This window comes from Lactobacillus sp. ESL0233 (assembly GCF_003692995.1).
GTDB classification, from domain to species: domain Bacteria; phylum Bacillota; class Bacilli; order Lactobacillales; family Lactobacillaceae; genus Lactobacillus; species Lactobacillus bombicola.
The window spans coordinates 33835-49317 of record NZ_REHH01000003.1 but is presented as its reverse complement, the minus strand read 5'-3'; the positions used below and the strand labels follow the sequence as shown (position 1 = coordinate 49317).

Here is a 15483-nt window from a genome sequence, read left to right as displayed (position 1 = left end):
ATCCCGAATAAAATAACTATTATTATTTTCGTTACTAGTGGTAGCGGATGTACAACATTTTGAATAGATCTCGATATATTAGGATTTATAAAATATCTAATAAAACGTTCAATAAATATACTAATACTAATTATCCAAAAAATAACTTCTTTAGTAGTTTTCATTTAAAACCTTAAAAATCATAATTAATTACTCTTTTTATAACAACCATTTATTATAGCAAAACAAATAATATAGATTTTACAGTCCAATATGCTACATCTTTATTCCAATGATATTTAGTAACTAACCAATTCGTGGCTGCAGCCTGAAGATCATCGTCCCATGAAGTTAAAAAGATTAATACATCTTTCAAATCTTTATTAGTGATACGCTTTCCTACCGCTTCAAGAAGCTTTTTTGCCAGTTTTTTAGTTAGAGCAGTCTTTGCACCTCTAGTTAAAACAATCCCATCTTCTTGCTCATCATGTGAATTCATGACTTCTAAACGTTCATCTAATAACTGATTGAGCTCTTGCTCTGTAAAGTAACCAGAATTCTTAATTTCGGTAAATTCTTGCTTTTTATCAGCAGATAAATTCTACTCTTTAATTGCAGTAGTTTTCTGTACATCTGTAATTGTATCTGCATGTACAACTTGGGTTGCTGACAGCAACCCATTCCCAAAAGTTGTTGCTACTGGACTTAATGCTAAAGTGGTTAATCCAGTAATTATTGTTTTCTTTAATTTCATGATTATTACTCTTTTTAAAATTTAATTATTTTTGCCTAAACTTTATAAGCAATCCATCTAAATACCTTACATACTTATTAGTATCATTAATTCGCATAATATGATTTCTTTTACGGAAAAATAATAATGATTGGTAAGCGACGTAACAAATCATCCATGATCGGTAACCTCCTAATTCAATTGCACATTTCTATTCGTTTATGAATTTTATGAATTTAGTATATGTTTAAAAAACAAGTAAAATAAAAAATGGCGTATTCGACAATTTTCAGTCAAATAGGCCATTTTTAGTTTTTTGTATAAATTCTTTTAATTGTTCACTATATTCTTCCATACCAATCAAATTAAAAAAATCAATTATAATCTGACAATCTTCCTTCCCATTTTTTTGTGGCTGATAATGACTAGTAATTAAGCTCTTAAAAAAAGCTATCGCACCTCGGTAAAATGTTAAATCGGGATTTATATCAATTTGCTGAGCAGCTTCAATAAAAAATATTGTTTCATCATATCTGTCTGCTTTAATGCAAAACATTAGTAAATTACTGATAATACTCAAAATCGCCTTTTGAACGGCTATGTCACTATCATTTTTAAAATGATTAATTAATCTTTTTGAAAGCATTAAATTGCTATCGAGATCATAAAAACTCATGAAATTGCAGTAAAGATACAAATTATCTCGATCAAAGTCTGAAATATTAAACAGGCGATTCTTAATTTGGGCTTTAGTTTGCTCATCTAAACCTGTAAAATCGTCATCTAGCAGTTCTATATAACCTGTAATAAAAGCAAGTTGCTCATCCTTATCAGGCAAGTCACTGCTGCTTATTGTTTGACGGACTTGTTTCAGTTCTACCTTTGAATGATGATAGAATGCTTCTATTATTTGACCAATTATTTCTTTTTTGAATTCATAATTAGTTTTATCTTTTTTATCCAGCTTATTAAAAAAATCTATTGCTAATATTTTATTGTAATGAAGTAACGCAAGTAAATCTTCTACAGTTATCCGATGGATATTTTTTTCAACTTTGGCATAAAAGGAAGGACTTATTATATTTCCTACCCACTGCTTCTGTGTTTTCATTTGTGCTACCCGATACTTTTTCAGCAGTTCACCAATACTCATTTTTATTACCTCTTTATGATTGCTATCTCAAATATATTTTACTCCGCTTTAATCCACCATACCAAAGCAACTTAACCTAATGGGCATTAAGCGCAGTAGCGCCAAAAGGCGGTTGCAGAGGACTGAAAAATGCGCGTTAAAATACCTTGTGAATTTTAATAGCAAAAAGAAAGACTGAATTAATAGTCTTCCTTTTTTCCTGGCGAGCTAATTTCACAATTAGACCAATTCAAAAACAGCTCAGAAATTCCGAGCTGCCTCTGCTATTTTACTTGAGTAACTTATCAAGTATGACAATAATGTCGCTTAATACTTGCTCTGTCTTAGTTAAGACTAAGTAAAATAATACTAAGGTAAATATGTCTAACACGCTTTTTCACCTCCTTTACGGAAAGCCAGTCAACTTTCCCAGATGGTGCACATAACGTGCTTATTCATTTTACCAAAATTGGCAATCATGTTATACTTAGGTCACTAAGGTAGTATGTTTAACATGCAACATGACGTGCAAAGCAAGTTCAGTCACTTGCAAGCCGTCTGAGCGATCCCAAAAGGATCGCTTTTTTGTTTCTTTTTTTAAAAGAAAATCGTGGCCAAAAAGGCCACGACCAGACGATAAAAAATAGGCATTAGTCTCGCCGACTCTTGCTTATTTTTATCGTTGCTAATTTCAATTAAATATCCAACAATCTAAGCTTTAGCTTGTATCAAAAACGGTATCGCTTATACGGCCGTATAAGCAATCATGATTTTACCTAAGGCTAAAGTCAGAAGGCTGTATATCTAGTCAAAAATGGGGTAAAAAAGCACATGTATCAATAATACTTTGTCAAAAATTGGTTTAAAGTCCCTTTCATACGATTCAGTACTTTAAAGTGCTCTTTATCTTTAATTTTTATTAATGTCGGAACACTTTCAACCTTATATTTTTTTCGTTCCTTTTTTAAAAAATTATCACTATCGGTATTTTCAGTATTAATGTAATAAATATTTATCTTCCTTTTTTTACTGAGCTCTGCTAATCCTGGGACGAAAGCTCTGCAATAAGGACAAGAAGCTTTTCCCCAAAATACATAAATGAATTTTTTACCAAGTAATTTATTTATTTTTTTAGGGGAAATTTTAATAAAAGTTTTGGTCTCTCTTTGATACTCTGCCTTTTGATATTGCAATACTGAATCACTATTATCTCTATACTCAATGTACTCAGTATCATTTAATCCTGCAGCTTTTACATTTTGAAAATTAGAACTAAACATAGATAGACCTAATTGTATCAAAACAACTACATTGATAACTGCCTTTTTCATAATTATTCCCCCTTTATATAATTATTTTATGTGATTTGAGTTGACTTTATTATAAACTTGTGATATTACTTAATTGATAAAAAGTTTAAAACTTTCATTTAGTAACTTTAATGTCATCAGCTGTTATGTCTATCTCAATGTTTGCAGCACCAGCTGCCCAAGTATCTGCAGCAACAACTACCCCTGCTCAATCAACAGCAACGAGCAATCAGCTATCTAAAGCAGAAACTGAAACTCTTAATGCTGCTATTAAAGGGTCTCTAATTACTTATCCAGATTCATCCGGCGTTGCCCAAGTCAAAATTGTAGATAAAAATTATTTAGCACAATCCTTAAAGCAAACAAATCTTAAAGTGACTGTAGAAGATGTACAATCTGCATTAGATAAAGTTAATGAATATGCTAAAAATCATCCAGACGAATTTACTTATGAAAATCCACTTTTAAGAAAGAAAGTTAAGCATCATACAGCTTGTTCAAACACAATGTTTCTTGGAGGAACAGGTACTAGTGTAGCGTGGGCGGTTGGAGCTGCCGCTGCAGGAGCTACCGGTCTTGGAGCAGCATTAGTTGGTGTTGGACTAAGTACCATTTGGGGAATTGGAGGACTGTTCTGCTAAAGAGAGGAACACGTAATGAAAAAACTAGCTAATAAATATTATTTAACAATTATGTTCTTTCTAATATCTTCAATAAATACTAGTTTGAGTCCCATCTTTTCACATTCTAGATTTGGTAGAATCTGGGGGCTATGGTTTGTTATATTTTCTACATTTACAATGTTTGCTAACGAATATTTAGCTAATCATGCTAAAGTTAACATTAGTAAAAGAAAGTTGAAAGCTACAGCTGGTATTGTATCGTTAATTATTATTTTGGCAGTTTTTTTATTCTTTGGATTTTGGACTGATTGGAGTTACCTTTAAAGTTGTCTAAAAGCATACAAAAAAAGCACTGGGATTAATTCCTAGTGCTTTTTTATATAATACTTTAAGTTCTATTTTTCGAAAATTGCTACTAAAAACAGTATGGGGAAAGCTAATAAAATGAAAAAACAAATAACTTCTATACCAAATACGAAGCTTATCACCATCTCTACACTACTTAACATTTTACCGGTTTCGCGTTTCGGTCTTATTTTAATCATAATCTGGAGCTATAATTAATCACACTCTTTTGAATTAATAGAAAAAAGCATTGAACTTATGATTCAAGGCTTTTCGTGCATCTTACTTAAACAATTTTAATAACTTATCCAAAATATCACTTAACATATTCAGGACGTGTTCTGTCTTGTTTAAAATTAGATACAACATGATGAAGATTACAAGTTACGGCTTGTACGAAAAACAGAGTGTGCATGCAAGTTAGCTACTTGCAAGACGTCTGGGGCGATCCAAAAGGATCGCTTTTTTGTTTCTTTTTTAAAAGAAAATTGGGTCCCAAAGGACACGACCAGACTATAAAAAATAAGCATTAGTCCCGCCGACTCTTGTTTATTTTTTTCGTCATGAAATTTTAGACATTACGCAGTTTTGCCAAAATTGAATTAAGCAGAAATTGCGCCAGCTTTTTCTGCTTCGCCCCCTGTGGCGCATTTAAGAGACGCACAGCTGGAAGTAACCGTAAGCCACCCCCTCCTTCTCTTGCCCTAACTGAACTAGCGCATAAATACGGCATTGAACGTGAACCAGGGCTTAACCAATCAATTAAAAAAAGCCCACAAAGACCAGCAGGTTATGCGTGACGTTGACCAAATTCAAACCTTAACTCTGCAACAAAAAAATAAAAGAGTTGCATTAGCAGTTGAATTAAGTGATCAAAAAATCGTTAGCCAAGAATTAGACCACCAAATCTAGCACATGCTCAAAAATACTTAATCTAAAGTTGTAGAGCATATTAGGCACATTTTTACCAACAAAAACCCGATTCAAGTCACTTTGAACACCACTAAGTTCATCAATACGTTTTGACCATTGTCGGGATTACCCCCACATACGTGGGGAACACAGCGGGCTAAAATAGCTTGTGCCATCGTCCATAGGATCACCCCCACATACGTGGGGAACACCCGTTTCTCAAGTACCATTCGCATTTTAATTTGGGATCACCCCCACATACGTGGGGAACACTCAATATCTTCACGCTTATAAAAATTCGTGCTAGGATCACCCCCACATACGTGGGGAACACATTTTGTCTTATTTAAGTCTAAAACAACGTTAGCCATCACCCCCACATACGTGGGGAACACATATACTTATTGGCTTCATTATCAAACACAACGGGATCACCCCCACATACGTGGGGAACACGGTAATGAATAATGCCAAAATTACCAGAGACTAGGATCACCCCCACATATGTGGGGAACACCTAGCAAATATGGTAACTCTGATAGTCAAGTCAGGATCACCCCCACATATGTGGGGAACACAGTAAAAGATCCTTATTATACCCTTATTTTTAAACTTTGATATTGCCATTTTCCATTAGTTTATATAACAACTGCAACGTAGCCTTAGCATCAGATAGTGCATTATGTGGCTTGGAATTCTTAATATTATAAAAATCTAAAATAGTTGCCAAACGATAATTATCAATAAATTTTTCTGCTTTTTTAACTACAGGTAATAAATCTAAAGTTTCATTATCCGGTTCTTTTATATTTACAGATCTATAGCCGGACATGAGAAAGGATAAATCAAACTGTAAATTATAGCCAATAATCGTGGCAGAACTAATAAACTCAGTTAGTTCTCTAAGAGCTCTATCTAAAGTAACCCCCTCTTTTTTCAATAATTCTAATGTTATGTCGGTTAATTCAGTTATCGTCTTTGGCACCGCAGTATCAACTTTAATTAATCTATAAAAACTATCATACTTTTTATCATTAATTTTTTTAACTGCTCCAATAGAAATAATTTGATTTTTATCTGGGTTTAGACCTGTTGTTTCGACATCAAGGGAGACAAAGTGTTTATTGGTTTTAGTTACTCTTGGCTTTTCAGACTTTTGTGCCACCATTCTAGCACGATGAAATTTAGCCGCATTGCTAAACCCATGTTTTTCAAAACCTGATACAGCAGTAGAATTAAGATGCATCATTAATGGAATGCCATCGAAATCAACAACTTTATACATTTTTCGTGTTGTCTTAATCTGATAACCTAATTCATTATTTGTATTATAAACCATTGTAGCTTCGCCATTGCCTATATTTTGAACTACTCTGTCCCATAGTAAATCACGAATTCTTGCACTCACATTGCCCACATAAACTCCAGTTTGAATTTCTTGATACCACTTAGTTAAATCTCCTCTCAAGGATGCTGGTACTTTGGTTAAAGTAATCACTATCATGTGTCATCTTCCTGATCTAGTTCATGATATTGAACCCCGAATTTTTGTAAGCCTAATTTGTCATCCCAAAGATTTATAACATCAATATTATTAATCTCATCAGTTACATTCAAAATATTCTGTAAATCTTTTACCATTCTTACCAGTAATTTACCATCTGTAAATGCATCCCGCATTGCCAATCTTATTTTTGTAGCAATATCTTTATCATTGCCATATTTGGCCGTAATTTTAAACGCTACTGGAATTGAAAAATCTGCCTTGTACAGATCAGCAAAGTCATACACAAATGCTAGGTCGTGTCCCGTATGCACAAAACCTAACCCAGCAGAAGCACCCATTGCTACAATAACACTATAGCTTAAACCATACAAAGCCTGGTGCGCTTCTGTTAAAGCTTTATTAATTGGTGTCCCAGCTTCAAAATTATCAGGATTATATTCTCTTCTGGTCCATAACACTCCCGTTGCCTGGGATTGCTCACGATAAATTTTTCGCACTCTACTGCCCTCTTTACCTCGCAATTCCTGCATCGTTAATCCTGATACATCTTCATTAGGGAAACGCATTTGATACATTTTTCGAGCTACCGCAATTCTTGATCGTGTATTAGAAACTAATTTTGCTTGTGCTTCAAGAAGTCTTGATGAATGATTCAAAGAACGCCCGTGAGCATATTGTCTTACACCTCGTTCTCCTACCCAAACAACAGCCATACCAGCAGTACCAATTAATTCCATGGCACGGTGTGTAATATCTACCCCAGGTCCGAGCATTAAGACACTCACGATTGCTGCGGGAACAAAAGCTGTTCCGCGACTATCAGTTATCATGAGTGCACTATCCTGCCGATTCAGCTTTGCATGTTCAAAATAAAGAAAAGTTAATCGATCCTTTACTCTCGCTAGCTCAGGTAAATCAGGTTTTCTGGCACCAAACTTTTCAGTCATTATTCTTCCCAGGTATCACTGTCATCAGACCCATACCAAATGCTTTTTCACGGCCAATGCCCTTTATTAATGCTTGTTTAAATTGATCTGCATCTTCTACACGTAACCGACCTTCAAAAGTTACTCTGCTAAGTCGCAGTCTACGTCCACTTCTATAAGATAATAATGGCCAATCGCGACTAACAATATCAAAAGTCGATTTATCAGTTGTAGTTCCCAATTGAAAACCTAATTTTTGAGAACGCTCAATTAACCATTTTCGTTGGTAATCTACCGTAATATGCGGAACAACTCGTCCCTGCTTTATACCTGGTTGAAGCACAGTATGAGTAGGATTAGCCGTTAATCTAAATTGCAGTAGTTGTCCCTGTTTTATGCTATTAAGCAGGCGATCATAGCTCTTAATCATGACTGTATCATGAACACCATAGCGTAAAAGTTGTCGTTTGTCAGGCATATTTTCACTTAATAATAATAGGTACTTTTTGCCTTGTAGCTGATCAATTCGCCATAAATGCCGTAATTTTTTGCCATTGTTAATTTCATCAGGAAAACTTTGCTCTACCCAATTGTGAAAAGCAGAAAGTTGCGTTAAATCTTTCGTTTTTTGCCGATTAGCAATATCAATTTCAACTCTTGATAAATACATTTCTGCTCCTTTCTATAACGGCGACATCGCATCATGCTGCGTATTTTGCTTAAAAAGCGGATTACGTAATTCAACCCAAGTGGTATTAATTGGGCGAAATTTATATTGCCGATTTCTTGAATCAAATGAACCTACTTGATCTTTGACTAAATGTGTTTCTTTACTAGTAAGTAAATTGGCATCAGCAATAATTTGAATTTTTATCAATTTATCAGCACTATGTCTTTTTTGATACCAAGTTGAAGCCTGCCAAGGTAAAGCTTTTAATGCCGTAACCGAATCTTTATCAGGAAATTCAGTTATCTGTAATACTCCAGCTGGTGAATTAGCTCGACGTCCTAAAAATAAGGCATAACGAGGATGATTTAACGCATATTTAATATGGTTAATATCAGCTATTTTTCCGCCAATTGCAACGACAAAAACAGCATCTTGGAGATATTCACGATAAGTTAGTTTTGGTGGTTTATTAGATTCTAATTCAACTGTTTGGAAATCAGTTAATATTTTACCTGGTTGATCAATGCGCACGGCAAACTGTAATTTATTTAATTCTTGAATTTGTTCGTCCTCACGACTGTATCCTAAAGCGGCAGCAATCATACCAATTACTGCACTTTTTGACGGATAATCACCCGATGTACGTCTATTAAAATTTGCTTCATTGCCATAAGATTGCAATGGCGCTGTGAATCTAATTGTTAATGTTTTCATCTGCTATTGCCTTTGTTAAAGTGGTAGTTATTTTATCAATTAATTCCGTTAAATTATCAGTTTGGTTGAATTCTTTATCTTTTGCTAAGTCAACTTGCGATAATGTTAAATTAAGTAAAGGTTTTTCAACTAATTTGCCAGTAGCTTTATACGCATTTTGTAATTTTTCAATTGACTTTTTGACATAACCATTTTGCGTAGTTACCGGTTCTTCAAATGCTGATACTAAGTTTACAGGCGTATCAGTACGTAAAGTCAACATAATATAATTTGGCAAGGTCTTGTTAGCAAAGGTATTTTGCTTTCCCGTTGGCATTGACAAAATGAAGGCTTTAATAAACGCTACAATGCTTTCAAGAGCAGCTTTTTGACCAAGATTCTTAATCAAGTCTTTAACGTTAATATTGGCATAGCGATACAAAGTAGCCGAATTGTATTCGGTTGTGCCTAGCATTGCTGCACCATTTGCATCATCTGTTTGTAAGTCATCAAGGGCAGTAAAGTAGTCATATTCAGGTACGATTTCATGAGTTGAGATTACATGGGCTATTTGAGCTGATGCATCAACATTTAGCTCTGGATTTTCAGCTACCATACGACCAAACAAGGCTAAATCTAATGGATTATCTTCTTTTAAAATCTTTTTGATTTCTTTTTTATCATATTTATCATTAATGTTATCATTAGCAATAGCATATTCTGCTAATTTATTAATCTGTCCAGGACTAGTAAATAACAAAGCACCGGTTTCATATTTATCTTTATTTTTTTTGACTTTAATTTTAACAGCTTTGAATAACGCAATAACTTTATCCATTGCGGCTTTTTCATCTAGACTAGGGTCTAATTGTTGGATTTGCTTTGCTAAGTAGATTGGAATTTCTTTGGTTCTTGTCCCAATTGCGACATTTTCTTCTTCTTTAAAGTAATTGCGCATTGCTCTTTTCCAGCTTTGAGATGAAACACGGGCACGGGTAACTCCACCATAAAACGCTGTTTTAGGAGAACCGGTATCATCACGGTTAATATTGGATGATGGTACTGTCTGGATTACGTTTAAATCTAAATATAAATTTTTTTCATTCATTATAATTATTTCCCTTCGCTTACATCTTTATTATTTATAACATTAATATCATTTTGGTTAAAATAATCTTCGCCCCATGCTAGTCTGACCTCATTTGCGCAATGATAATTCCATTGAAATTTATATAAATCTTGCGCGAGCAAGGGAAAATCAATTTCTAATGCCTTATTATCATTACTCTTTAGTATTTCTACTAGATGAACTAAAGAATTTATTACACTGTTAACATTGGTTGTTGCTAGTAGTGCTTGTACACGCCGATCTAATGCTTGCTTTAATTTCTCGTCTTGTCTTAATCTGGCAAGCGCCCTAAAGAAGCTAACACCAGTTTGTGAGTTTTCTTTGTTCACTGAAACAAACTTATCTTGTCCTTGTTGAAAAATTGCATAAAAACGTATAGTCGCATAAATTGCAGTTTCAGCTGCTGTTGGATTACCATTTTTACTTAAGTAACTATTTGGTAAATAATTAATTATAATCGGCCAGGCTTTTTGTGCCTTAGGACTAGTAAATTGAGAAGTTCCCCTTAATGTCGCTAAAGTTGCTTTATCAAGATTGCCATTATTATAAAGCCGTTCAATAATTTTATTAGTTACTGCTTTAATTTTATAATCATCTGCCATAAATTATTTTACCTACTTTTTTTAAAATCTAAATTCACATTATATTTAAATTGATTCATTATTGTAAAAATGTTTTGTAAACCATGTTCGGTAATGATACCTTTAACATCACGAGAGGAACTGCTATCAACTACTTTTTGTCCTTCATTAAAAGCATAACTTCTAAGCTGCTTTTTCCAAATATTTATTTGTTGGTCACGCTCGTATTCATCAGTTAGGCTGGCTAGCCAATTTTTAAATGGTTCATTCAAACCATAATAAAATTGTGCGCTTAATTGGTTAGCAAATCCTGTAAGACTATCTTTTTGAAAGCCACGTAGTATGCCAAGATTACGGGCAAATATCCAAAAATCCTGCCCAATTTTCTGGGTAAGATCAATTACTTGTTCGATCCTGGCTGGCCAATAGTAAACGTTATTGGTATCAAATAAAACATCGATATTAATACTCATATCATCATAAAGTTCCACAGTTGGCAATTGTGAATTGGGATTGTCATCATCCACTAAGTTAATCGCTATTAAAGTTAATAGTCTATTGCGGGTAATTAGCTGATTTTCTTTAAGTAGCCGCAGCCACTTAATAATTCCTGGTTCATGAGTATCATTAGCGGTCTGAACATTGACATAATTACCAAAATTACGCCACATGGCTTTATCGACATTATATGAGTTTTTGCTATCTGGTCGATATTTACCCGTTTTGTTATCTTGACGCCAGACAGTCATTGGTTCAATAAAAGCATTGGTACTGTCAATTTTGGGTAATTTTGCACTAAAAAGTGCTGGTTGGCCATCTTTATTCCATTCAAGATGAAGAAGCCTGGACCAGCTCGTATAAAGTTCTGCAAGATTATCTGGCAAATCCCCTGTTTTACGTTTGTCAATATACGCTTTGGCACTGGCAAATTCCCAAATAGGTTTTTCTAAGGCAAATTTTTGTTCACCTTGATTATAAAGAACCAAGTTAAGCATTAATGTTTCAAATATATTTTTGCCCTTAACAATCACAGGATTTAATTTATAAAGCCAACCAGACGACACAGAAAATTTTTCATTAGTGGCAATCTTAGTCTTATCAATTACGGCTGTATAATTTTGATAAGTAATAAGCCACCGAACTAATTCATCGATGGACATTTCATTTTTATGTTTACCAACTTTAGCTGGAAATACTACCGATGAATGATTACTTTCAGAAATCCGTCTGTTAATTTGTTTAATGGGTACTGTACCTATACCTTTAGCAACTACTTTATCTGCAGGTACTAAGCTATCGTATTCTTCTTTGGTTGCTTGGTAAAAAGGATGCTTACCAAAAAAATCAAACCGATTTGAACAATATTTTAAATACTCAATTATCAAATCAGAAAATTGTCCCTTTTGGTATAATTCGTGCCAAGTTGTTAATGTATCTTCCTCGATGTCTTCTTCATCATAATCTTCATCAAATTTAGCGTCAGAGCCAAATTGATCAGTACCTTCTATTAGCCAATCATATAGCTGGCCAGCTGCATCAAAACGCGAATAAACGGTTGTTAAAATTGCTAATAATAAGCGCATAATTGCTAAATTTTGGACACGCATCTCTCCTGCTAATTGCCGATATTGATGTGCATTTTTAAATAAATCTATTAACGAAACTTTTAATTCTTGATTGGTGTCGCTGACAATTACCTTAATCCAAGGATCAGTAGTCAAATTAAATTTTCTTTCAATCATGGTCGTCCCCCTTTGTATAACTTAAGCCCAACTTTTTAGAATACTGTATATTCCACTTACCAACCTTAGCCGACAGCTTACCATCTAATGGGAGTACTAAGGTTCCATTTAGCCAAACACTGTTATTCCAATTATCATGATACGGCTTAGTTCTGTTCTCAAGTTCATTAATTATTTGCTCAGTTTCTTTTGGGTATGTCGTTAAGGCTGACGGTAATTTGATTACTTGTTCAGCAATTTCATAATCTGGTACTGCATCTAACTTACGCCCATCTAATAGGAAATCGCCCTGAGAGGTATGTTTAATTAAGACTACCTCAATTGTTTCTTGAATATCACGGACAGTAGCACTTGCCTTTTGCTCATCCTTATCAACATTTCCTTGTTTGCGATCAAGCCAACCACGAATTCCGTTACGCGCTTTTTTTCGCGGATTACCAATTTGAAAATCCCCGGCACTATTTTTTTTAGTTTCATTATAATTATCAAAATCGGCTTTATATTTTTGAATTCCGTTAATTTCAGCATCTGTTTCAGCGTCATAAACTTTTTGGACGAGATCAGATATATCATTAGGTAAAGTAATCCGGTTCTTTAAAAAATAATCGGTCTTCAGCAATAAATACTGCTGATATATACTTTGATTAGCCTTGCCATAATCACCCAAACAATTAATTCCCATCACAAATAACTGTGGCGTTGCTAGTAACTTGGGCCGTTTAATGTTGTGCCGGTGCAACCGTCCTGCACGTTGCAAAAGTAAGTCCATCGGGGCAATATCGGTATAAAGAACATCAAAGTCAATATCAAGTGATTGCTCTAACACCTGTGTTCCGATTACAACCAATTTTTTAGGGCGCACAGCATTTTTCCCAATTGCTTGTTGCAATCTTTCTTCCTGCTTGCCCCGCTCGGCTGCTAAAAATGCAGAATGAAGCACGAAGTATTTGGTTCCCTTTTGCTCCAATACTTTAGCAAGTGCTTGCGCCCGCTTAACCGTATTTACAATTATTCCGGCAACTCCGCCGCCGTTTATTTTGTCTAGAACATGATCGATCAGTTCTTCATCAGCTAAATTAAGTCTGGTCACCTGCAATTTTTGCTGCTTCTGATCACTTTGCCCGGGAAAATCAGAAAATTGCTTTAATTGCCCATTATCTAAAATGCTAAGCAGCGGATAAGCTTGCGTTTTTTCCCAATCGGCTGGCCCTTTAAAATTATGCTTATATTTTTTACCATACTTTCCGCCTAAATAGGCTTTAATTAATTTTTGTCTTTTTTCTTGCGGGAGCGTTGCCGACAAAATCACCAGTGGTACATGATAAGCCCCCAGCCAAGTAATCGCCTTAAGTAAATACTGGCTCATATAAGTATCATAAGCATGGACTTCATCAATAATCACCACTTTACCGCTAAAACCCAGATGCTTTAAGAAAAGGTGGCGCTGCTTTAGCGCCATTGACAGCAAGTTATCAATTGTTCCAACTGTAAACTTAGTTAAAATTGATTTTTTTCCTGAAAACCACGAATTAATTGTTACAGCCCCTGCTGTGTCAACATTTTCCGCATCAGGTAATTGTTTATAAACTTTATTGAATTGGGCCTTACTATGCATTAATTTAATCGGAAAATTTTCTTTTTGCTTTTCAGCTAATTTTTCTATCCATTGATCAACCCGGTTAAACATAGCATTACTTGTAGCTTGTGTTGGCAAGCCGATAAAGACGCCATCTTCTTTACAAAGATAGGCTAATTGTTCCGCCGCCACTAAGGCCAGTTCTGTTTTACCCAAACCCATTGGAGCTTCAACAATGATCATTTCTGGATCTATAGTTTCACCAATTGCTTTTGTTGCTACTTTTTGGACAGGACGTGCGTTAAACCCCCAGCGTTCTTGATATGGATCCGTCATTTTATTTATTTTTTGCGGTTGCCATGTACCATTTAATAACCAATTATGCATTGCCTTCGTAAACCGCTGCTCCATATCCAAATCAGCCCATGATTGTTCCAGACTGATTAAGGGAAAGAGTTCCTTCCCATTTCTGGTATATTCACTTGAAGCTAACCAATCGGCTGTAATAAGCAAGCCCTCTAAAATAACTGCTTCTGGCTGAGTAATCGTAGGAATCTCGCTAACATCACTGTAACCGGAACTTACTAAAGCATAATCAAATAACTCTCGTTGTACCTGCTTCCACGGTTGTTTCAAAGTTTCATCTTGATCGCTTTGATAATAATTTGATGTATTGATAGTCAAATCATCACTTGGCGAATCAGTTTCAGGCTTTCCATGATGACCACCAATTAAAGCTGCAACCGTATCAGGAACTTGAAACTCCAATAAAAGGGCTTCTCCAGCCCTATTATGAGGTGATAGATTGCGTGAAGCCAATTCCAACTGATCCAATTTGAAAAAACCATTTCTAATTAAATTTTCGATTATATCGTTATCTAAAGTCTGAGCTCTATCATATGATTCTTTAGTTTGAAAAGCCGGTGTAGCCTTGCCAATGTCGTGGGTAAATCCCAGAAACTTAATCAATTTATGAATTTCCTCATCAGTCAAGTTTTGGGTTAAAAATTCTTGTTGTCCTTGGCTAAGCCATTGATTATAGAGAAAATTAATAACCTTTTGGGTATCAGTTAAATGGGCAACTAAGGGCAACCACAACGGCTGACCATTTTCAACCTTCTTCTTACCCCATAAAGATAAACACCTTTTAGATAACTTTATCATTTCACTTAATCCATTTCTTATTTTTAATCATTTCACTTATTTGTATAAAAATAGAGTATGATATAAATATCAGTATAAAATAATTTTATTCTTAACTAGAAAGCGTTGTCAACGTTGTTTATGAAATGATTATTAATTTACCTAACAGCCGTATTCCATAAACAATACCATTAAAAGAATTTAACTAGATTATGAAGAAGCAATCAGAAAATATAGTAACTTTTATAATAACAAAAGACTCAAATGAAACTTAAAAGGACTGACCTCGATTGCATATCGAAAATCAGTCCTAAATTAAAATTTAATAATTGATTCTAATTTTGGCCTCCATATCATTTGATAGCAATGACCTTTTGTCTTTTTAAATTTCATTAGCTCTGCAGCAAAAACAGCAATTACATAATGGCTGAGATAAGAGCTGATTAGCTTAAAAAGATTTCTGATACTGCTAACGAAAAAAA

15 protein-coding genes and 1 CRISPR repeat array are annotated in these 15483 nt (G+C 34.5%); of the genes, 3 read left to right on the top strand and 12 right to left on the bottom strand.

From position 1 onward, the window contains the following. Nucleotides 1–214: 214 nt before the first annotated feature. The 4 genes from F5ESL0233_RS00560 to F5ESL0233_RS00550 all read right to left on the bottom strand — a co-directional run bounded on the left by F5ESL0233_RS00560 (nt 215) and on the right by F5ESL0233_RS00550 (nt 3175). The gene (locus tag F5ESL0233_RS00560; RefSeq protein WP_122058242.1) at nt 215–478 is read right to left on the bottom strand and encodes a hypothetical protein; all 264 of its coding nucleotides are present in this window, start codon (nt 476–478) and stop codon (nt 215–217) included. 102 nt (nt 479–580) lie between these two features. Next, nucleotides 581–733: a hypothetical protein gene (locus F5ESL0233_RS08205; RefSeq protein WP_158593110.1), complete on the bottom strand. Its 153-nt coding sequence runs from the start codon at nt 731–733 to the stop codon at nt 581–583. Nucleotides 734–1001: 268 nt separating this feature from the next. After that, entirely contained in the window at nt 1002–1865 is an 864-nt protein-coding gene (locus tag F5ESL0233_RS00555; protein ID WP_122058241.1) for an Rgg/GadR/MutR family transcriptional regulator, read from the bottom strand. Between the two features lie 815 nt (nt 1866–2680). Continuing rightward, nucleotides 2681–3175, bottom strand: coding sequence for a thioredoxin family protein (locus tag F5ESL0233_RS00550; protein WP_122058239.1), 495 nt, complete (start codon nt 3173–3175; stop codon nt 2681–2683). A gap of 110 nt (nt 3176–3285) precedes the next feature. Here F5ESL0233_RS00550 and F5ESL0233_RS00545 point away from each other — a divergent pair, with 110 nt between their 5' ends. From F5ESL0233_RS00545 to F5ESL0233_RS08160, 3 genes are all read left to right on the top strand, one after another. Beyond that, the gene (locus tag F5ESL0233_RS00545) at nt 3286–3795 is read left to right on the top strand and encodes a hypothetical protein (RefSeq protein ID WP_122058237.1); all 510 of its coding nucleotides are present in this window, start codon (nt 3286–3288) and stop codon (nt 3793–3795) included. A gap of 15 nt (nt 3796–3810) precedes the next feature. Further along, nucleotides 3811–4101, top strand: coding sequence for a hypothetical protein (locus F5ESL0233_RS00540; protein ID WP_122058236.1), 291 nt, complete (start codon nt 3811–3813; stop codon nt 4099–4101). Between the two features lie 753 nt (nt 4102–4854). Continuing rightward, entirely contained in the window at nt 4855–5034 is a 180-nt protein-coding gene (locus tag F5ESL0233_RS08160; RefSeq protein WP_133158296.1) for a hypothetical protein, read from the top strand. A gap of 123 nt (nt 5035–5157) precedes the next feature. Beyond that, nucleotides 5158–5612: a CRISPR direct-repeat array (repeat unit 28 nt; unit sequence GGATCACCCCCACATACGTGGGGAACAC). 29 nt (nt 5613–5641) lie between these two features. Here the strand turns inward: F5ESL0233_RS08160 and cas2e are convergent. From cas2e to cas3, 8 genes are read right to left on the bottom strand one after another with little or no spacing between them, the layout of a single operon-like run. Continuing rightward, entirely contained in the window at nt 5642–6538 is an 897-nt protein-coding gene (gene cas2e, locus F5ESL0233_RS00535) for a type I-E CRISPR-associated endoribonuclease Cas2e (protein ID WP_122058234.1), read from the bottom strand. Further along, the gene (cas1e, locus tag F5ESL0233_RS00530; protein WP_122058233.1) at nt 6535–7488 is read right to left on the bottom strand and encodes a type I-E CRISPR-associated endonuclease Cas1e; all 954 of its coding nucleotides are present in this window, start codon (nt 7486–7488) and stop codon (nt 6535–6537) included. The genes cas2e and cas1e overlap by 4 nt, the downstream gene beginning before the upstream one ends. After that, complete coding sequence (cas6e, locus tag F5ESL0233_RS00525; RefSeq protein ID WP_122058231.1) at nt 7481–8137, bottom strand: type I-E CRISPR-associated protein Cas6/Cse3/CasE; 657 nt, start codon at nt 8135–8137, stop codon at nt 7481–7483. The genes cas1e and cas6e overlap by 8 nt, the downstream gene beginning before the upstream one ends. A 12-nt stretch (nt 8138–8149) precedes the next feature. Further along, complete coding sequence (gene cas5e, locus F5ESL0233_RS00520; protein WP_122058230.1) at nt 8150–8851, bottom strand: type I-E CRISPR-associated protein Cas5/CasD; 702 nt, start codon at nt 8849–8851, stop codon at nt 8150–8152. Continuing rightward, nucleotides 8832–9938, bottom strand: a complete 1107-nt coding sequence (cas7e, locus tag F5ESL0233_RS00515) for a type I-E CRISPR-associated protein Cas7/Cse4/CasC (protein ID WP_122058228.1) — start codon at nt 9936–9938, stop codon at nt 8832–8834. The genes cas5e and cas7e overlap by 20 nt, the downstream gene beginning before the upstream one ends. A gap of 5 nt (nt 9939–9943) precedes the next feature. Then, the gene (gene casB, locus F5ESL0233_RS00510) at nt 9944–10561 is read right to left on the bottom strand and encodes a type I-E CRISPR-associated protein Cse2/CasB (RefSeq protein WP_122058227.1); all 618 of its coding nucleotides are present in this window, start codon (nt 10559–10561) and stop codon (nt 9944–9946) included. A gap of 8 nt (nt 10562–10569) precedes the next feature. Next, nucleotides 10570–12282: a type I-E CRISPR-associated protein Cse1/CasA gene (locus F5ESL0233_RS00505; RefSeq protein ID WP_122058225.1), complete on the bottom strand. Its 1713-nt coding sequence runs from the start codon at nt 12280–12282 to the stop codon at nt 10570–10572. Beyond that, on the bottom strand, nt 12275–15022 hold the full coding sequence (gene cas3 / locus F5ESL0233_RS00500) for a CRISPR-associated helicase Cas3' (protein WP_122058224.1): 2748 nt from the start codon (nt 15020–15022) through the stop codon (nt 12275–12277). The genes F5ESL0233_RS00505 and cas3 overlap by 8 nt, the downstream gene beginning before the upstream one ends. Nucleotides 15023–15483: the final 461 nt, after the last annotated feature.